We start from the raw sequence: 18,566 nt of genomic DNA on the forward strand, positions 1-18,566 counted from the left end.
CGTAGGGGCTGTGACCTGCGACGACGTGCAGCCCAAGGTCAGCGACGGCGCGCTCTCGACGCCTCGCTCCTCCGATCCGCACGTTGTCATATCGAAAGTCACGACAACCACACAGCGACCCTCCGGCCGCGACCGGCGCCCCTCGTCAGAACCCCTGGGCGAGCCGGTGGTAGGCCTGGTTCCACCGCAGCTCGCGGGCGAACCCGCGGCTCGTGGTGTCCTCGTCGATGAGCAGCAGCTCGGTGCGCGCGATGTCCGCGAAGTCCGCGAACACGTCCGCGCCCACCTGCGTCGACAGCACCGTGTGGTGCGCCGCGCCCGCCATGAGCCACGCCTCGGCCGACGTCGCGAAGTCGGGCTGGGGCTTCCACACCGCACGCGCGACCGGCAGGTGCGGCAGTGGCGCGTCGGGCGGGATGACCTCCACGACGTTCGCCGTCAGCCGGAACCGGTCCCGCATGTCCGACAGCGCCACGACCACGCCCGGCCCCGGGTCGGTGTCGAAGACCAGGCGCACCGGGTCCTCACGGCCGCCGATGCCCAGCGGGTGGATCTCGAGCGACGGGCGCTGGGTGGTGAGCGACGGGCAGATCTCGAGCATGTGGGCCCCGAGGATCTTCTCGTCGCCCGGCGTGAGGTCGTAGGTGTAGTCCTCCATGAGCGAGGCGCCGCCCGGCAGGCCTGCACCCATCACCTTGGCCGCGCGCACGAGGATCGCCGTCTTCCAGTCGCCCTCGGCACCGAAGCCGTACCCCGCGGCCATGAGCCGCTGCACCGCGAGGCCCGGCAGCTGGCGCAGCCCGCCCAGGTCCTCGAACGTCGTCGTGAACGCGTGCGCGCCCACGCCCTCGAGGAACCCGCGCAGCGCGATCTCCTGGCGCGCGCCGTAGCGCAGCGACTCGTGCCGCTCGGCGCCGCGTCGCAGCTCGGGTGCTACGTCGTAGAGCTCCTCGTACTCGGCCACGAGCGCGTCGACCGCGGCGTCGTCCACCGCGTCGACCGCGGCCACGAGGTCGTTGACGCCCCACGTGTTGACCGAGACGCCGAAGCGCAGCTCGGCCTCGGTCTTGTCGCCCTCCGTCACCGCGACGTTGCGCATGTTGTCGCCGAAGCGCACCAGCCGGAGCTCGTGCGTCGCGGCCCAGCCGGCCGCCGCACGCACCCAGGTGCCGACCTTGCGCTGCACCACGGGGTTCGAGACGTGCCCGACGACGGTCTTGCGCGCCACGCCGAGCCGCGACTGGATGTAGCCGAACTCGCGGTCGCCGTGCGCGGCCTGGTTGAGGTTCATGAAGTCGAAGTCGATCGTCGACCACGGCAGCTCGACGTTCGCCTGCGTGTGCAGGTGCAGCAGCGGCGTGCGGAGCGCGTCGAGCCCGGCGATCCACATCTTGGCGGGCGAGAACGTGTGCATCCAGGCGATCACGCCCAGGCACGCGTCGTCGGCGTTGGCCTCGAGCGCGAGCCGGCGGATCGCGTCGGAGTCCTTGAGCACGGGCTTCCACACCACGCGCACCGGGACGTCCGAGGACGCGTCGAGGGCCGCCGCGATCGCCTGCGACTGCTCGGCCACCTGACGCAGGGTGTCCTCGCCGTAGAGGTCCTGGCTTCCGGTGCAGAACCAGACCTCACGGTCGGCGTAGGGCTTGCTCATGCGGGTCCTCCTCGACCTGGACCGGGGCGGAGTCGCCCTGGCCGTAGACGTTCTGGTAGCGGGCGTACAGGGAGTCGACGTCGGCCTGCGGGATCGGCACGGGCTCGCCGAGCTGACGCGAGATGTGCACCGTGCGCGCGACCTCCTCGACCATGACGGCGGCCTTGACGGCGTCCTTCGCGTCACGGCCGATCGTGAACGGGCCGTGGTTGCGCATGAGCACCGCCCGGCTGCGCGAGCCTCGCAGCGTCTCGACGATGCCGCGGCCGATCGAGTCGTCGCCGATCAGTGCGAACGGACCGATCGGGATGGGGCCGCCGAACTCGTCGGCCATCATCGTGAGCACGCACGGCACCTCCTCGCCGCGCGCCGCCCACGCCGTGGCGTAGGTCGAGTGGGTGTGCACCACGCCGCCCACGTGCGGCATGTGCGCGTAGACGTAGGCGTGGGCCGCGGTGTCCGACGACGGCGCGCGGGTCCCGTCGACGAGGTTGCCGTCGAGGTCGCAGACCACCATCGCCTCGGGCGTGAGCTCGTCGTAGGTCACGCCGCTGGGCTTGATGACGAAGAGGTCCGCGGTGGTGAGCCGCTGCGAGACGTTGCCCGCGGTCCACACGACGAGCTCCCAGCGCGGCAGCTCGGCGTGCAGGCGTGCGACCACCTCGCGCACGCGTGCGACCTCCTCGTGCACCTCGGGTCCGTAGGCGTCCAGGCCCGGCACGGTCGCGGTCATCGGTCCATCACCTCCACGGCGGTGCGCTGCAGCGCGAGGCCCGCCGTCCAGCGCTCGAGGTACGCCGCGTACCCCGCGACGTCGTCGGGGTCGGGCTCGACCACCTCGGCCGCGGCGTCGGCGAAGACGCGCGTCGCGAGGAACTCCCCCAGGCTCTGCTCGTCCGCCGCGTCGAGGTAGGCGGCGAGCAGGGCCATGCCCCACGGTCCGCCCTCGCTCGCCGTCGCGGCCACGGCCACGGGAGCGCCGACGGCGGCGGCGAGCAGGCGCTGCGCGACGCCCGCGGTGCGGAACATGCCGCCGTGCGCGAAGAGCGTGTCGACCTCGACGCCCTCGGCCTCGAGCACGCGCATCCCGACACTGAGCGTCGCGAAGGCGCCGTGCAGCTGCGCGCGCACGAGGTTGCCGAGCGTGAAGTCGGCGCCCGGTGTCCGGGCGACCAGGGGCCGTCCCGCGTCGAGCCCGGTGATCGGCTCGCCCGAGAGGTTGTTGTACGCCAGGACGCCGCCCGCGTCGGCCTCGGCGTCCGCGGCCTCGGCGAGCAGCGCGCCGAAGACGGCGTCGGCCTCGGTCGGGTGGCCGAGCGCCTCGGCGAACCGACCGAACACGGCCGCCCAGGCACCGACCTCGCTCGCGCCGTTGTTGCAGTGGACCATCGCGACCAGGTCGCCCACGGGCGTGGTGACGACGTCGAGCTCGTGGTGCACCCGTGCGAGCGGGCGCTCGAGCACGACCATGGCGAAGATGCTCGTCCCCACGCTCACGTTGCCCGTGCGCGGCGCGACGGCCTGCGTCGCGACCATGCCCGTGCCGGCGTCGCCCTCGGGCGGGCACAGCCGGGCGCCGGGCTCGAGGGTGCCGCTCGGGTCGAGCATCGCCGCGCCGGCCTCGCTGAGCCGTCCGGCCTCCTGCCCCGCGACGAGCACGTCGGGCAGCAGGGGGCGCAGGCGCAGACCGGGCCTGCGCGCCTCGAGCAGCTCGTCGACGCGCGCGAGCATCGCGGCGTCGTAGTCGCGCGTGGCCGGGTCCACCGGGAACACGCCGCTCGCGTCCCCCACGCCCAGCACGGTGCGTCCCGTGAGCTGCGTGTGCACCCAGCCCGCGAGCGTCGTGAGGGACGCCAGGCGGCTGAGGTGGGGCTCGTCGTCGAGCACGGCCTGGTAGAGGTGCGCGACGGACCAGCGCAGCGGGACGTTGAAGGAGAGCGCCTCCGTGAGCTCGGCCGCAGCCGGGCCCGTCGAGGTGTTGCGCCACGTGCGGAACGGCACGAGCAGCTCGCCGTCAGCGTCGAGGGCGAGGTAGCCGTGCATCATCGCCGAGAGCCCGAGCGTGGCGACCCGGCGCAGGGTCTCGCCGTGCCTGCGGGTGACGTCGGCGTGCAGGTCCGTCACGCACGCGGCGAGGCCCGTGCGTACCGCGTCGAGCGGGTAGGTCCAGACGCCGTCGACCAGGTCGTTCTCCCACGCGTGCGCACCGCTCGCGAGGACGACGCCGTCGGGCGTGGTCAGCACCGCCTTGATCCGGGTCGAGCCCAGCTCGATGCCGAGGGCTGCGCGGCCCTCGGCGATCACGGATCGCGCGTCGTCGTGCGGCATCGGCTCCCACCCCTTCATGGCTCGCCTGCGATGTTAACGCTCACACGATGTCAGTCAAAGCGGGGTCGCGCACGGACCTTCGTCCCGTTCACCCGGCCGCCCCCGTGAGACCGCGCAGACCACCCATCACCTGCCGCGCGACGGCATCCGCGAAGCCCTCCGCTCCGGTCGTCTCACCCCGGCGCCAGCGCCCGATCACCGCCACGAGGATCGCGCCCACCGCGGCGTCCGCGGCGACCCGCACGTCGGCGACGTCGAGCTCGCCCGCCCGCGCCGCCTCGGTGAGGAGCGCCCGCACGGGTGCGACGACCACGTCGTCGGCGGCCGCGAGCGCGCCGCCGGCCTCCGGCCCCGAGCCGGCGAGCAGGCCCGCGCACACGCCGGGGTGCTCGGCGAGGTGCGCGGCGGCCGCACGCACGACGGCAGCCAGGCGGTCGGCAGGTCCACCCGCGGCTCCGTCGGCCGCCCGGGCGAGCACCTCGGCGCCCTCGGCGAGATGACGCGTGACGAGGAAGTCGCGCAGGTCGTCCTGGCCGGCGAAGTAGTAGTAGAGCCGCGCACGGGACGTGCCCACGAGCCGCGCGACGTCCTCGAGCCGGAGCCCGGGCTCGGTCAGCACGTGCTCGGCATGGGCGACGAGCGCGTCGGCGAGCTCGACAGGCGGGGTGCGCACCGCCCCAGCGTAGGTCTCGACGCGCACGCCTGTTTGGATTACAGTCCAAATCATGATCCAACCCAACATCCCGACGCCGCGCGAAGGTCGTCGCCTGCCACCCGGCGTGCGCGAGGCCGCACGTCTCCCCGCGCGCCTGCTCGCGCTCGGCCTGCCCCTCGGTCCGCTCCGGCTGCTACGCACACGCGGCCGCCGCAGCGGCCGCACCCACGTGGTCCCCGTCGTCGTGCTCCGCCACCGCGGGCGCACGTGGCTGGTCTCACCGTTCGGCGACACCGCATGGGTCCACAACGCCCGCGCCGATCCACGCGCCGAGCTCGAGCACCTGCGCCGGGCGCACGCCGTCGAGCTGGTCGAGGTGACCGGCGCCGAACGGCTCGCGGTGCTCCGGCGCTACCGCACGCGCTTCGCTGCGATCGGCTACGTGCGGACCGCCTTCGCGGGCACACCCCTGCACGACGACGACGCGATGGCGCACCTCGCCGCCCGTCACCCCGTCTTCGCGGTCAGCTCCGCACCCGCCGTCCGCACCGCACGCACCGTCCAGACCGCACCAGGGAGCCCCGCATGACCGAGACCACGGCCGCCGAGGTGGGCGCCCGCCTGCCCGACATCGAGCTCGTCGGCCCGGACGGGACCGTCGCGACCCTCGCCACGGTGCGCGACGGGCGTGGGGCCGTCGTCTACTTCATGCGCTCGAGCACGTGCCCGGTGTGCCACCGCCACGTCGCGAACCTCGTCGACCTCGCCGCGTCGGGGCGCCTCGGTGACCGCGCGCTCGTGGTGCTCGCCCCGGGCGACGCGGCGGACGCCGCGACCGTGCGTGCCCGCCACGCCTCGCCGCTCGCCCGCGTGCACGCGACGGGTTCGGGCCACGCGCAGGTGGGCCTGGGCGTGTTCCTCGCGCTCCAGCACAGCGGGGTGCTCGTGGTGGACGACGACGGCGTGGTGACCTACCGCCGCACGGGCGCCGTCCCGGTCGGCAACCTCGACCCGGCCGAGCTGCTCGCGGCGCTGGCGGGCTGAGGCGCCAGCGCGGGCGCACGCTCGTGCGTCCGCGCCGGCGCCGGCAGGTTCAGTGGGACGGCGCGCCGCTGCTCGCCCGCACCACCAGGCTCGGCTCGATGAGCGCGCCCGCCACGTGCTCACCCTCGATCGCGGCGAGCAGCGTCGCGAGGCAGCGCGCGCCGAGCGTCCGGAACTCCTGGCGCACCGTGGTGAGCGGCGGGTAGAAGTTGGACGAGCCGTCGACGTCGTCGAAACCCACCACCGAGACGTCGTCGGGCACGCGTACGCCCGCCTCGGCGAACGCGCGCAGGAGCCCGAGGGCGAGCTGGTCGTTGGCCGCGAAGACCGCGCTCGGCAGCCCTGAGGCGACGAGCTCTCGCCCCACCTCGTAGCCCCGGCCCGCACTCCAGTCGCCCGCCACCGGCGCTCCGGGCTCGATGCCTGCGGCGCGCAGCTCGGCCTCCCAGCCCGCGACGCGTGAGCGGGCGTCGAGCCAGTCGACGGGGCCCGCGAGGTGCAGCACGGACGCATGACCGAGGTCGAGCAGGTGCCGCGTCGCGAGCCGTGCGCCCGCGACCTGGTCCACCGCCACCGAGTGCACGGGCCCCGGCAGGTCCGCCGGGCCGACCATCACCACCGGCACGGGGGAGGCGAAGTCCTGGACCGCCGCGACGGCGTCGTCGTGCGAGGCGATCGCCACCACGCCCTCGACGCCCTGGGACATGAAGTGCTCGAGGGCGCGCCGCACCGCCTCGACCTCCCACCGGGCCACGGTCGCGACGCTCACGAAGTACGACGCGTCCCGCGCGGCCTCCTCGACCGCGATGAGCGTGCTCGTGGGGCCGAAGAGCGCGGACCCCGACGTGACCACGCCGATGGTCCCCGTGCGCCGGGTCACGAGCGCACGCGCCGCGGTGTTGCGGCGGTAGCCGAGCTGCGCGATCGCGTCGAGCACCCGGCGGCGGGTCTCGGGGCGCACGCTCGGGTGGTCGTTGAGCACGCGGGAGACGGTCTGGTGCGAGACGCCCGCGACGGCCGCGACGTCGCTCATCGCGGGCGGGCGGGCGGCGGCGCTCACCCGTCGAGCTCGCGCGCGAGGTCGCGCGAGCGGTCGCGTGCCGCCTCGGCCGCCGCGAGCACCGCGGCACGCACCCCGTGGGCGTCGAGCTCACGCAGCGCGGCGACCGTGGTGCCGCCCGGCGACGAGACCCGCTCGCGCAGCACCACGGGGTGCTCGCCGGTCTCCTCGAGCAGGTGGGCCGCGCCGGCGAACGTCGCGACCGCGAGCTCGCGGGCCTGGGCCCGGCCCAGGCCGAGCAGCACGCCCGCCTCGGCGAGCGCGTCCACGAGGTAGAAGACGTAGGCCGGGCCCGAGCCTGAGACCGCGGTCACCGCGTCGAGATCAGCCTCGGGGACGGTGACGACCAGCCCGGTGGCCGCGAGCAGGGCGGTGACGCGCTCGAGGTGCTCGGGCGTGGCCGCGGCGCCGCCCGCGATCGCGCTCGCGCCCCGACCCACCACCGCGGGCGTGTTGGGCATCACACGCACGACGGGCGTGCCCTCGGGCAGCGCGCGCTCGTAGACGGAGAGCGGCACACCCGCCGCCACGCTCACGACGAGCGTGCCGGGGCGCAGCGCGGGCGCGATCTCGGCGAGCACGGACGGGACGTCCTTGGGCTTGACCGCGAGCACGACGACGTCGGCGCGGCCCGCGACCTTGGCTCCCGGGTCGGCCGCGCGGACGCCGTAGCGCTCGGCGAGCTCGGTCGCCCGTGCGGCCGAGGGCTCGGCCACGCTCACGTCGTCCACCGCGACACCGGCGCGCAGCACCGAGGCGACGATCGCCTCACCCATGACTCCGCCGCCGAGGACGGCGACGCGTGGCAGGTGCGGCTGGTCGGTGCTCATCGGTGCTCCTGCGGGTCGAGGTCCGGGACCGGTCAGAGGGGGTAGGCGGTCTGCACGTCGGCGACCGTGCCGGTGGGGCCCGTCGCCTGGAGCATGACGGTGCCGTTGGTCCACCACACGGTGTCCGTGCCGTCGCCGGTGACGAGCACCGAGGTCCCCACCTGTGCACCGTCGACCTCCACGGTGCCCTCGGTGGTCTCGGCGCCCTCGGGCGTGCCCGCGGCGACGGCCTCCGCCATCGCGGCGGCGGCCTCGTCGGGGGTCTCCCACTGCCCCGCGAGCACGACCACCTCGGTGGCTCCGCCGTCGGTGTAGTCCAGCCGGTACGCCTCGAGCGCGCCCTCACGCAGCAGCGACGGCTCCTCGGCGAAGGCGGACAGCGCGAGCTGGAGGACGGTCGAGGGCAGGGCCTGCGCGAACGCCGTGCCCTCGGCCCGCTCGACGGGTTCGACCGTGGGCGTGGGCGCGGGAAGGGTCACGACCTCGGGCTCGAGCGGCTCGGGCTCACCGCCCCCACGGGTCACGAGCACGATCGCGACGACCACGAGCACCAGGAGCACCGCGCCGCCCGCGATCAGCACCCACCTCGGCGGGCGCCTGCGACCGTTCACCTCGCGCTGGTCCTCGTGCGCGCTCGTCTCGCTCATGGCCTGCCTCTCGCGTCCTCCCGGCCGGCGTGCCCGACCCCCTCGCTCGCCACAGACTATGGCCTGCCACCCCGGCGCCCGCGCAGGCGCCGGGGTGGGCCGTGGGTGTCAGGCGACGAGGTCTCGCCGCCGCAGCGCCGCCACCGCCGCCCCGGTCAGCAGCACGGCGACGGCCAGCGCGCCCAGCACGGGGCCCGCCTCGAACGACTCGGCCGGCACGGCGGGCACGAGCGCGAACGGGGCGTGCTCGACGACGGCCGCGGGCAGGTCCAGCAGCGGGCCGTAGAGCCCGACGACGATCGACGCGACCAGCACGAGCCACACCGGCCAGGCCGGTGCGCCGAGCCCGTGCAGCAGGGCCGCGAGCCCCGCGAAGCACAGCACGACCGGCAGGTGCACCAGGCCCGCGAGCGCGAGCTCACCGACCAGCCCGGCGTCCCCGGTGGTGGCAGCCGCCGCACCGCCGAGCGCGAGACCGGTCACCACGAGCACCACGACGGCACCGCCCGTCGTGACGGCCACGGACGCGAGCAGCCACCGGCCGCGCCCGACGGCGGTCGCGAGCACGGCTCCCGTACGACCCTCCGCCTCGTCGCGGCGCAGCTGGTGCACGCTCACCACGGCGAACACGGCGACCGCCATCGCGAAGAAGCCGAGGAACGCCGAGAGGGTGCCGCGCACCACGTCCGCGCCCGTGAGCCCGGCGCCGAAGACCTCCATGAGCTGGGGCTGGGCCTCGAAGCTGTCGACGATCCCCTCGGCCATCGCACCCGTGAGCGCAGCCATGACGAGCATGCCGAACGACCAGCCCAGGACGCTGCCACGCTGGAGCCGGGCCCCGAGGCCCACCGGGCCGCGCAGCCACGGGCCCGCCGACGCACGCCCGCGGCCCGCCGCGACCAGCCCCGCCCCTAGGTCCCGCCGCGACGCGAGCAGGTAGGCGGCCGCCACGAGCACCGCCGCGAGCACGCCCCCCAGCAGCAGGGGCCACCACCGCAGGTCGACGTAGGTGCGCATCTGCTGCGACCAGCCGATGGGAGACGTCCACGAGAGGGCGCTGCCGCCACGCTGCTGCATGTCACCCACGCCGCGCAGCACGAAGGCGAGCCCCAGTGCCGCCCCGGCGAGCCCCGAGGCCGTGCGAGCGTGCTCGCCGACCTGCGCGGTGACCGCCGCGACCGCGCCGAACACCAGGCCGACCATCGCGACGCCGGCCGCGAAAGCGGCGCTGTCGGGCGTCTCGAGCCCGTTGCCCAGCAGAGCCAGGAACAGGACGGCGGCGACGGCGAGGTTCGCGACCAGCACGTCGACCAGGGCGGCGCTGAGCGGCGCGTACCGGCCCACGACGCCCGAGCGCACCAGCTCGGCGCGCCCGGTCTCCTCCTCGGACCGCGTGTGCCGCACCACGAGGAAGATCGACATGAGCGCCGCCGCGACGCCGAGGAACCCGAGCATCTCGGCCGCGAGCATCACACCGAACGTGTAGTCCTCGAGCCCGTACCCGGGACCGGTCATGAGGGCCCCCGCGGGGTCCGCCATGATCGCGGCACGCGTCTGCCGCGAGGCCTCGTCGGGGTAGACGGCCTGGATCGCGACGCCGAAGTACACGACGGTGCCGCCGACCCCCAGGGCCCACCCGGGGATGCGGACCCGGTCCCGTCGCAGCGCGAAGCGCACGAGCCGGGCCGTGCCGACGAGCGGACCCGCGCCGTCGCCGCCGCGAGCACCCGTGGTCGTCCCGGGGGCACGCACGTCCACGGCGGTCACGACGCGCTCCCCGCGGCGGTGGGCTGCTCGCCGTAGTGGTGGACGAACAGCTCCTCGAGCGTGGGCGGCGTGGTCACGAGGCTGCGGATCCCCAGCGGGGCGAGGTGCGCCATGACCGCCGAGAGCGCGCCGTCGTCGACCGACGCGAGCACCTGGTCGCCGTCGGCCGTGACGTCGTGGACCCCCGCGAGCGTCGCGAGGGTCGAGGCGTCGCCGTCGGTGGTCACACGCACCGTGGTGCGGGTGAGGTGACGCAGTTCCGCGAGGCTGCCGCTCTGCACCGCGCGGCCCTCGCGGATGATCGTCACCCTGTCGCAGAGCCGTTCGACCTCCGCGAGGATGTGGCTCGAGAGGAGCACCGTGGTGCCCTCCGCGACGGCCTCGCGCACGGCCTCCTGGAAGACGAGCTCCATGAGCGGGTCGAGGCCCGACGTCGGCTCGTCGAGCACGAGCAGGTCCACGCGGCTCGCGAGCGCGGCGACGAGCGCGACCTTCTGGCGGTTCCCCTTGGAGTAGCTGCGGGTGCGGCGGCTCGGGTCGAGGTCGAAGCGCTCGAGCAGGCGGTCCCGGCGGCGGGCGTCGACGCCGCCGCGCAGGCTCGTGAACAGGTCGATCGCCTCACCGCCGGTGAGCCGCGGCCAGAGGTTCACGTCGCCGGGCACGTAGGCGAGGCGGCGGTGCAGCTCGACGGCGTCTGCCCACGGGTCACCGCCGAAGAGGCGCGCACGCCCCGCGTCGGCGCGCAGCAGGCCGAGCAGCACGCGGATGGTCGTGGACTTGCCGGCACCGTTGGGGCCGAGGAACCCGTGCACCTCGCCGGGCTCGACGACGAGGTCGAGACCGTCGAGGGCGCGGACCGGACCGAACGTCTTGGTCAGGCCCCGGACGTCGATCACGGGTGCGGGGGCCGACGTCGCGTCGACCGGCGTGGAGCTGGTGGAGGTGGTCATCGTGGATGCTCTCTGCGAAGGGTCTGCGGTGGGAGGCGTGCGCGCCGTCGGGCGGCTCGCGAGGGAGCCGGGTCGCGGACGGTCGTCGGCCGTGAGCGCCGTGCGGCGCCGTCGGGGTGCGTCAGGCAGCGGGTGGGTCGGCGTCGGTACCCTCGGCGGGCGGGTCGCCCACGTAGAGCAGGTAGGCGTCGAGCATGGACCGGTCCGTCATGAGGCCGTCGGTGAAGAGCTCGAGCACGGGCAGCGCCGTCCGCTCGTAGAAGCGCGTGAGGAACGCCGTCGCGTCGTCAGGGTCCTCGGGCGGGTCCAGCGTGAGGTCGACCATGAGCGTGCCGATCCCCATGTGGGTGAGATACCTGGCGCGCGCGGCCTCGTCACGGCTGGGCCGCAGGGTGCCGGCAGCCACGCCCTCGGCGAGGTAGGCCTCGGTGTCCTCGACGAGGTGGTCGACGAACGCGCGCGCCAGCGAGCCGCCCTCCTGGAGACTGCGCAGCACGTACGCGACCAGCGGCGCGAACCTGTCGAGCGACGCCAGGGCCATGAGCAGCGCCTGGGCGCCCGCTCCACCGACCGCCTCGCGCTTGTGCTCACGGATCACGCCGAGCACGTGCGCGTCGCAGGCCTCGCGCAGGCCCTGCTTGGACCCGAAGTGGTGCAGCACGAGCCCCGGGCTCACCCCGGCCTCCTTCGCGACCACGCGGACACCCACGCGGAACCCGCCGCGACCGAAGCACCGGACAGCGGCGTCGCGGATCCGCGCCCGCGTGGTGAGGTCCTCTGAACGCACGTTCAACACCCTAAACACTCGTTCAACCCCGCACAACCCCTCCGCCTCCCCCGCCCCACCACCTCGCCGAGTTCGCACCCAAGCACCGAGTTCGCACGCGCCCGGGTGCGAACTCGGTGCGCCGGTGCGAACTCGCCGGGGTCAGGGCAGGGGCCGGTCAGGGGGTGCGGCGGTGGAGGGTGGTGGCGCCCAGGGCGAGTGCGCCCGCGATGAAGAGGACCACCACGCCGACGGCGCCGCGCACCTCCGTGAAGTCCGCGCCGGCCGCGAGCTGCTGGAGCGCCTCCATCCCGTAGGTCAGCGGCAGCGCGCGCGAGATCGCCTCGAGCACGGCGGGCATCTGGTCGCGCGGCATCAGCAGCCCGCACGTGACGAGCTGGGGGAAGATCACCACCGGCATCAGCTGCACGGCCTGGAACTCGGTGCGCGCGACCGACGAGGCCGCGAGCCCCAGCGCGGTCCCGAGCACGGCGTCGAGCACCGCGACCAGCACCACCACCCACAGCGCACCCGCGACCTCCATGCCGAGCACGAGCACCGTGAAGCCCACGACCACCAGCGCCTGGAGCACCGCCACGAGGCCGAAGGCCAGGGCGTAGCCGACGACGACGTCCCCCTTGCCGACGGGTCCGGCCATGAGCCGTTCGAGCGTTCCCGACTGCCGCTCGCGCAGCGTCGTCACGCTGGTCACCAGGAACATCACGATGAGCGGGAAGAGCCCCACCAGGAGCGGGCCGAACGTGTCGAGCACGGGCGTGCCGTCGAACATCCACGCGACGAGCCAGAGCAGCAGGCACGGGAGCCCGACGAGGATGCCCACGGTGCGCGGGTCGTTCCGGATCTGCTGCAGCACGCGGACCGTCGTCGCGAGCGTGCGTCGCGCCGTCATCGGGCCCCCTCCCCCGTCCGACCTCCAGGAGGCCGCCCCGCACGCGCAGGTGCGTCCTCGACGAGCGCGAGGAACGCGGACTCGACGTCCGGGGCCGACGTGCGCGCGAGCAGGGCCGGCACGGGCTCGTCGGCGAGCAGCCGCCCGTCGCGCAGCAGCAGCAGGTGGTCGCAGCGTCGCGCCTCGTCCATCACGTGGCTCGAGACCAGCAGCGAGGCACCCTCGCTCGCGAGGTGGGCGAACAGGTCCCACAGGTCCCTGCGCAGCACGGGGTCGAGACCCACGGTCGGCTCGTCGAGCACCAGCAGCTCGGGCCGGCCGAGCAGCGCCGCCGCGAGCAACACGCGCGAGCGCTCGCCGCCCGAGAGCACGCCCACGCGGCGCCGGGCCAGCGCACCGAGCTCGACCGCCTCGAGGCTGCGCGCGACGTCGTCCGACGACGCACCCACGAGCCGCGCGAGGTAGGTCAGGTTCTGCTCGACCGAGAGGTCCGCGTAGACGCTCGGCTGCTGGGTCACGTAGGCGACCCGGTCACGCAGCCGAGCGTGCCCGGCCGGGAGGCCCAGCACCGTGACCTCGCCCGTGACCTCGGCCTGGACGCCGACGACGGCGCGCATGAGGGTGGTCTTGCCGCTGCCGCTCGGACCGAGCAGGCCGACGACGCACCCGGCGGGCACGCTCAGGTCGAGGCCGTCGAGCACGACGACGCCGCGTCGCCCGCCGCGCACCACGCGCAGCCCCCGCGCGCGCACCGCGACGTCCGTGGTGTCGGGTACGGGCCCGACCGGCTGCGTGGCCATGCCCCGACGCTCCTCCTCGCCCGGCCCGCCGACAAGAGGCCGACGGCCCGACGTCGCGGCGGCCCGTGTCGGGGGCCACGGGTACCGTCCCCGACGTGCCCACGCCCCGCTCCCGCCCCGCCCGTCCCGGCTTCGCCTGCACCGAGTGCGGGTGGACCTCCGCCAAGTGGGTCGGCCGCTGCGGCGAGTGCCAGGCCTGGGGCACGGTGGTCGAGGAGTCGGCCAGCAGCGGCCCCCGCACGGTCGCGACCACGCCCGCACGCACGCCCGCGCGCCCCATCGCCCAGATCGACGTCGAGACCGCGCGCGCCCGGCCCACCGGGATCGGTGAGCTGGACCGCGTGCTCGGCGGCGGGCTCGTCCCCGGCGCCGTGGTGCTGATGGCCGGCGAGCCCGGGGTCGGCAAGTCGACCCTGCTGCTCGACGTCGCGGCGCGTGTCGCGCGTGCCGAGGGCCAGACGGTCCTCTACGTGACCGGTGAGGAGTCGGCGGGACAGGTGCGCCTGCGCGCCGAGCGCACGCGCTCGCTCGCCGACCGTCTGCTGCTGGCGGCCGAGACGGACCTCGGCACGGTGCTCGGGCACGTGGCCGCGACCGAGCCGTCGCTGCTCGTGGTCGACTCGGTGCAGACGGTCGCCTCGGCCCAGGTCGAGGGCGCGCCGGGCGGCGTCGGGCAGGTGCGCGAGGTCGCCGCGGCGCTGATCGCCGCCGCCAAGGAGCGGGACATCCCGACCGTCCTCGTGGGTCACGTGACCAAGGACGGCAGCGTCGCCGGGCCGCGCACGCTCGAGCACCTCGTCGACGTCGTCTGCCAGTTCGAGGGCGACCGCCACTCGCGGCTGCGGCTGCTGCGCGCGACCAAGAACCGCTACGGCCCCACGGACGAGGTCGGGTGCTTCGACCTGTCCGAGCACGGCATCGTCGGCCTCGCCGACCCGAGCGGGCTCTTCCTGTCGCACGCCGTCCACCACGTGCCCGGCACGTGCGTCACGGTGACGCTCGAGGGTCGCCGCCCGCTTGCGACCGAGGTGCAGGCGCTCGTGGTGCCGTCAATGCTCAGCAACCCGCGACGCACCACGAGCGGCGTCGACTCGAGCCGGCTGGCGATGGTGCTCGCGGTCCTCCAGCGCCGCGCCGGAGTGCCGGTCGCCGAGCGGGACGTCTACGTGTCGACCATCGGCGGCGCACGCGTCGTGGAGCCGTCGGCCGACCTCGCGATCGCCCTCGCCACGGCGAGCGGCACCCAGAACCTCGCGCTGCCCCAGGGGCTCGTCGCCGTGGGCGAGGTGGGCCTCGCCGGAGAGATCCGGCCCGTGGTCGGGCTCACGCGCCGCCTGTCCGAGGCCCGCCGGCTCGGGTTCAGCCGCGCGGTGGTGCCGGCCGGGAGCGTCGAGCCCGGGGCGGACCTCGACGGGCTCGAGGTGCTCGAGGCCACGGACCTCGCGACGGCCACGCGGCTCGCGCTCGGCGCCGACGCCGTGCCGCGCCCGTGACCTCACCCACGATCGCTCCCGCCACGCCTCGCGCGTCCGCGGTCGGGGGGACCCTGCTCGCGTACCATCGGCACGTGGCCACGACCGAGCGCTCCGCCGAGGAGATGCTGCGCGCAACCCTCGCCGCCGTGGCGCCCGGGACGGAGCTGCGCGACGGTCTCGAGCGGATCCTGCGCGGTCGCACCGGCGCGCTCATCGTGCTGGGTCACGACCGTGTGGTCGAGTCGATCTGCTCGGGCGGTTTCGCCCTCGACGTCGAGTTCTCGGCGACCCGTCTGCGTGAGCTCGCGAAGATGGACGGAGCCGTGGTCGTCGACCGCGACGCGACGCGCATCCTGCGCGCGGCCGTGCAGCTGCTCCCGGACCCGACGATCGAGACCACCGAGTCCGGCACGCGTCACCGCACGGCCGAGCGCGTGGCCAGGCAGACGGGCTACCCCGTGGTGTCGGTGAGCCAGTCGATGCGGATCATCGCGCTCTACGTGGGTGACCACCGTCGCTACGTGCTCGAGGGCTCGGACGTGATCCAGTCGCGCGCCAACCAGGCTCTCGCGACCCTCGAGCGCTACAAGGCCCGCCTCGACGAGGTCAGCGGCACGCTCTCGGCCCTCGAGATCGAGGACCTGGTGACCGTGCGGGACGTCGCCGCGGTGGTCCAGCGGCTCGAGATGGTGCGCCGCATCTCCGAGGAGATCGCGGGCTACGTGGTCGAGCTCGGCACCGACGGCCGGCTCATGGCGCTCCAGCTCGACGAGCTCGTGGGCGGCATCGGCTCCGACCGGCAGCTGGTCATCCGCGACTACGTCGAGGCAGGCCGCTCGGGCCGCGCCCTCGCGCAGGTGCAGGCCGACCTCGCGGAGGTCGACGCGACCGAGCTGCTCGACCTCGCGCACATCGCGCGTGTGCTGGGCCTGTCGACGATCGACGACTCGCTCGACGGTGCCGTCGGCCCCCGCGGCTACCGGCTGCTGTCGAAGGTCCCCCGCCTGCCCTCGACGATCGTCGATCGCCTCGTGGGCCACTTCGGCGGGCTGCAGAAGCTGCTCGCGGCGGGCATCGACGAGCTCATGGCCGTCGACGGCGTCGGCGAGCAGCGCGCACGTGCCGTCCGCGAAGGGCTGTCGCGGCTCGCCGAGTCCAGCATCCTCGAGCGCTACGTCTGACCTCCGGGGCTCCGCCCCTGCTCAGGCTCAGCCCAGCTCGAAGACCGCCGTCGCGCTCTCGATCTCGAGCAGCGTGGCCTGGGCCGTGTAGGTGCCGGGCCGCGGGGCCGGGAGGCCGGCCGTGCACTCGGCGTCCGACCGTTCGCGCGCCCAGTCGACGGTCGACGTGTCGGCGGCGCCCGGGTCGAGCAGCAGCAGGCGCTCGGGCACGTCCGCGGCGCAGTCGGCGCTCGACCAGATGCGGTCCGACCCCGACATCACGGTGACGACCGCGTTGCCCGAGCCCACGTCCACCGTGCACGCCTGCTCGGACGTGTTGGCCACGGCGAGCGAGAGGACCGGGCGCTCGTCGGGGCCGTACGTGCGTGCGTCGGAGGTGAGCGTCACCGCGAGATGGGACGCGTCGCACGCGACGGGTCCGTCCGTCGTCGCCGGCTCCTCCGCGGGGACCGTGGCCCCGGCGTCCGGTCCCGGCCCGGGATCGTCCGACCCGCCGCCGAGGGCGCGCACACCCCACCAGACCAGGACCAGCACGAGGACGAGCGCCACGAGCAGCACCAGGCGCCGCAGCCAGTACACGCGCTGCGGGCGAGGGCCGACCGGTCGCAGGACGGTGCTCATGACGCCTCCTCGCGTGCCACGCTACGACGCTCGCGTCACGGTTCGGGGGAGCCGCGCCGCCTCGGGCATGATCCTCGGGTGGTCCACCCCGTCGTCGCGCCCGTGCTCGCCTGGTACGACGACGTCGCACGCGACCTGCCGTGGCGCGCTCCCGACCGCACCCCCTGGGGCGTGCTCGTGAGCGAGGTCATGCTCCAGCAGACGCCCGTGGTGCGGGTGCTGCCGCGGTGGGTCGCATGGATGGAGCGCTGGCCCACGCCCGCGGACCTCGCGGCCGCGCCCACGGCGGACGTGCTGCGTGCATGGGACACGCTCGGCTACCCGCGCCGCGCGCTGCGGCTCGTGGCGTGCGCCCGCGCCCTCGTCGATCAGCACGGTGGTGAGCTCCCCGACGACGAGGCCGCCCTGCTCGCCCTGCCCGGGATCGGCCCCTACACGGCGGCCGCCGTCGTCGCGTTCGCCCACGGGCGGCGGGCGGTGGTGCTCGACACCAACGTGCGGCGGGTGCTCGGCCGGCTGCTCGCGGGCACCGCCCTGCCGCCGCCGCACCTGGGCGTCGCGGAGCGGCGTGCGGCCGAGGAGGTGCTGCCACCGGACGACGCCACGGCGGCACGCTGGAGCCAGGCCGTGATGGAGCTCGGCGCACTGGTGTGCACGGCGCGATCACCCGCGTGCGACGAGTGCCCGGTGTCGGCGCGGTGCGCCTGGCTGCAGGCGGGCAGGCCCGCCGACGCCCACGCAGGACGGCGCCGCACCCAGGCCTGGACGGGCACGGACCGGCAGGCCCGCGGCCGCGTGCTGGCCCACCTGCGTGCGGCGGGGCACGCGCGCGCCGACGACCTGGTCGAGGCGTGGCCCGCCGACGAGCAGCGCGCACGTGCGGTCGCGGGCCTGGTCGCCGACGGCCTGGTCGAGGTCACGGACGGCTGGCACCACCTGCCCGGCGAGGCGCCGCGGTGATCGAGCTGCCCGCGGGGCTCGTGGCGCAGCCGGCGCCCGACCCGACCTGGGTGCCGTGGCTCGAGCGGCTGCCGCACCTCGCGCAGGAGCTCGTGGACGCATGGGACCTCGCGCCGGACGGCGCAGCGATGCACGGCCGGTGCTCCCTCGCGCTGCCCGTGCGGACGGCGGACGGTCGGCGCGCGGTGCTCAAGGTGGGCTGGCCGCACGAGGACGCCGAGCACGAGGCGCTCGCCCTGCAGCACTGGCACGGCTCGGGCGCCGTCGAGCTGCTGCGCGCCGACCCGCGACGGTGGGCCCTGCTGCTCGAGCGCCTCGGGCCGGCCGCCCTCACGTCCCTGCCGGTGGAGGACGCGTGCGCGGTGGTGGCCGGGCTCTACGGGCGGCTGCACCGGCCGGCCGTGCCACGGCTGCGCACGCTCTCGCGCGCCGTCGCCCGCTGGGCCGAGCGCCTCACCGCACTCCCGCGCGACGCCCCCGTGCCGCGTCGCCTCGTCGAGCGGGCCGCGGGCCTGGGCCGCGACCTGTCCGGCGACGCGGCGACCGACGGCGCGCTCGTGCACACCGACCTGCACGACGGGAACGTGCTCGCGGGCACCCGCGAGGCGTGGCTCGCGATCGACCCCAAGCCGTTGTCGGGCGACCCGCACTACGAGCCCGCGCCGCTGCTGTGGAACCGGTGGGACGAGGCGGTCGGGACCGGGGACGTGCGGCGGGCGCTGCGGCGCAGGCTCGACGTGGTCGTCGAGCACGCGGGCCTGGATTACGACCGGGCGCGCGACTGGGTGGTGGTGCGTGCGGCCTGCAACGCGCTGTGGGTGGTCGAGGAGCTCGAGGCCACCGGCCGCGCGGCCGGGCCCGGCGACCGCGACGCGCTCACGACGGCGGTCGCGATGGCGAAGGCCGTCGAGGACTGAC

The 18,566-nt window shown here is 75.2% G+C and carries 19 protein-coding genes; 6 read left to right on the forward strand and 13 right to left on the reverse strand.

What is annotated here, in order from left to right; translation table 11 throughout:
• Positions 1-145: 145 nt before the first annotated feature.
• From araA to GXB85_RS12020, 4 genes are all read right to left on the reverse strand, one after another.
• The gene (gene araA / locus GXB85_RS12005; protein ID WP_161917889.1) at positions 146-1,654 is read right to left on the reverse strand and encodes an L-arabinose isomerase; all 1,509 of its coding nucleotides are present in this window, start codon (positions 1,652-1,654) and stop codon (positions 146-148) included.
• Complete coding sequence (locus tag GXB85_RS12010) at positions 1,629-2,387, reverse strand: L-ribulose-5-phosphate 4-epimerase (protein ID WP_161917890.1); 759 nt, start codon at positions 2,385-2,387, stop codon at positions 1,629-1,631. Before GXB85_RS12010 ends, araA begins: the two co-directional genes overlap by 26 nt.
• On the reverse strand, positions 2,384-4,000 hold the full coding sequence (locus tag GXB85_RS12015; protein ID WP_237728220.1) for an FGGY-family carbohydrate kinase: 1,617 nt from the start codon (positions 3,998-4,000) through the stop codon (positions 2,384-2,386). Before GXB85_RS12015 ends, GXB85_RS12010 begins: the two co-directional genes overlap by 4 nt.
• Positions 4,001-4,070: 70 nt before the next feature.
• Positions 4,071-4,655, reverse strand: coding sequence for a TetR/AcrR family transcriptional regulator (locus GXB85_RS12020; protein WP_161917891.1), 585 nt, complete (start codon positions 4,653-4,655; stop codon positions 4,071-4,073).
• A gap of 52 nt (positions 4,656-4,707) precedes the next feature.
• On the opposite strand from GXB85_RS12020, the gene GXB85_RS12025 reads away from it, so the two are divergent.
• Together GXB85_RS12025 and GXB85_RS12030 are read left to right on the forward strand one after the other, a co-directional pair.
• Positions 4,708-5,226 carry a nitroreductase family deazaflavin-dependent oxidoreductase gene (locus tag GXB85_RS12025; protein WP_161917892.1) on the forward strand — a complete coding sequence of 173 codons (519 nt, stop codon included), beginning with the start codon at positions 4,708-4,710 and terminating at the stop codon, positions 5,224-5,226.
• Positions 5,223-5,681, forward strand: coding sequence for a redoxin family protein (locus GXB85_RS12030; protein ID WP_161917893.1), 459 nt, complete (start codon positions 5,223-5,225; stop codon positions 5,679-5,681). Before GXB85_RS12025 ends, GXB85_RS12030 begins: the two co-directional genes overlap by 4 nt.
• A 49-nt stretch (positions 5,682-5,730) precedes the next feature.
• Here the strand turns inward: GXB85_RS12030 and GXB85_RS12035 are convergent, their stop codons facing one another.
• The 8 genes from GXB85_RS12035 to GXB85_RS12070 form a co-directional block, all read right to left on the reverse strand.
• On the reverse strand, positions 5,731-6,741 hold the full coding sequence (locus GXB85_RS12035; protein ID WP_370524202.1) for a LacI family DNA-binding transcriptional regulator: 1,011 nt from the start codon (positions 6,739-6,741) through the stop codon (positions 5,731-5,733).
• Entirely contained in the window at positions 6,738-7,571 is an 834-nt protein-coding gene (proC, locus tag GXB85_RS12040; protein ID WP_202627909.1) for a pyrroline-5-carboxylate reductase, read from the reverse strand. The genes GXB85_RS12035 and proC overlap by 4 nt, the downstream gene beginning before the upstream one ends.
• Positions 7,572-7,603: 32 nt before the next feature.
• Positions 7,604-8,218 (reverse strand): hypothetical protein, encoded by a 615-nt coding sequence (locus tag GXB85_RS12045; RefSeq protein WP_161917894.1) that lies wholly within the window; start codon positions 8,216-8,218, stop codon positions 7,604-7,606.
• 108 nt (positions 8,219-8,326) lie between these two features.
• Positions 8,327-9,985 (reverse strand): ABC transporter permease, encoded by a 1,659-nt coding sequence (locus GXB85_RS12050; protein ID WP_161917895.1) that lies wholly within the window; start codon positions 9,983-9,985, stop codon positions 8,327-8,329.
• Entirely contained in the window at positions 9,982-10,935 is a 954-nt protein-coding gene (locus tag GXB85_RS12055) for an ABC transporter ATP-binding protein (RefSeq protein ID WP_161917896.1), read from the reverse strand. The genes GXB85_RS12050 and GXB85_RS12055 overlap by 4 nt, the downstream gene beginning before the upstream one ends.
• Positions 10,936-11,056: 121 nt before the next feature.
• Positions 11,057-11,722, reverse strand: a complete 666-nt coding sequence (locus GXB85_RS12060; RefSeq protein WP_370524203.1) for a TetR family transcriptional regulator — start codon at positions 11,720-11,722, stop codon at positions 11,057-11,059.
• Between the two features lie 157 nt (positions 11,723-11,879).
• The gene (locus GXB85_RS12065) at positions 11,880-12,611 is read right to left on the reverse strand and encodes an ABC transporter permease (protein ID WP_161917898.1); all 732 of its coding nucleotides are present in this window, start codon (positions 12,609-12,611) and stop codon (positions 11,880-11,882) included.
• Positions 12,608-13,411, reverse strand: a complete 804-nt coding sequence (locus GXB85_RS12070; protein WP_161917899.1) for an ABC transporter ATP-binding protein — start codon at positions 13,409-13,411, stop codon at positions 12,608-12,610. The genes GXB85_RS12065 and GXB85_RS12070 overlap by 4 nt, the downstream gene beginning before the upstream one ends.
• 95 nt (positions 13,412-13,506) lie before the next feature.
• Here GXB85_RS12070 and radA point away from each other — a divergent pair, with 95 nt between their 5' ends.
• On the forward strand, positions 13,507-14,904 hold the full coding sequence (gene radA, locus GXB85_RS12075; RefSeq protein WP_370524204.1) for a DNA repair protein RadA: 1,398 nt from the start codon (positions 13,507-13,509) through the stop codon (positions 14,902-14,904).
• Positions 14,905-15,008: 104 nt separating this feature from the next.
• Entirely contained in the window at positions 15,009-16,067 is a 1,059-nt protein-coding gene (gene disA, locus GXB85_RS12080) for a DNA integrity scanning diadenylate cyclase DisA (RefSeq protein WP_161917927.1), read from the forward strand.
• Between the two features lie 27 nt (positions 16,068-16,094).
• On the opposite strand, the gene GXB85_RS18285 is transcribed toward disA, so the two are convergent.
• A complete protein-coding gene (locus GXB85_RS18285) occupies positions 16,095-16,688 on the reverse strand; it encodes a hypothetical protein (protein ID WP_237728222.1) in 594 nt (197 codons plus the stop codon).
• Between the two features lie 78 nt (positions 16,689-16,766).
• On the opposite strand from GXB85_RS18285, the gene GXB85_RS12090 reads away from it, so the two are divergent.
• Together GXB85_RS12090 and GXB85_RS12095 are read left to right on the forward strand one after the other, a co-directional pair.
• Positions 16,767-17,648, forward strand: a complete 882-nt coding sequence (locus tag GXB85_RS12090; RefSeq protein WP_370524205.1) for an A/G-specific adenine glycosylase — start codon at positions 16,767-16,769, stop codon at positions 17,646-17,648.
• On the forward strand, positions 17,645-18,565 hold the full coding sequence (locus GXB85_RS12095; protein ID WP_202627910.1) for an aminoglycoside phosphotransferase family protein: 921 nt from the start codon (positions 17,645-17,647) through the stop codon (positions 18,563-18,565). The genes GXB85_RS12090 and GXB85_RS12095 overlap by 4 nt, the downstream gene beginning before the upstream one ends.
• Position 18,566 lies beyond the last annotated feature (1 nt).

This window comes from Cellulomonas sp. APG4 (genome assembly GCF_009996735.1).
Taxonomy (GTDB): Bacteria; Actinomycetota; Actinomycetes; order Actinomycetales; family Cellulomonadaceae; genus Actinotalea.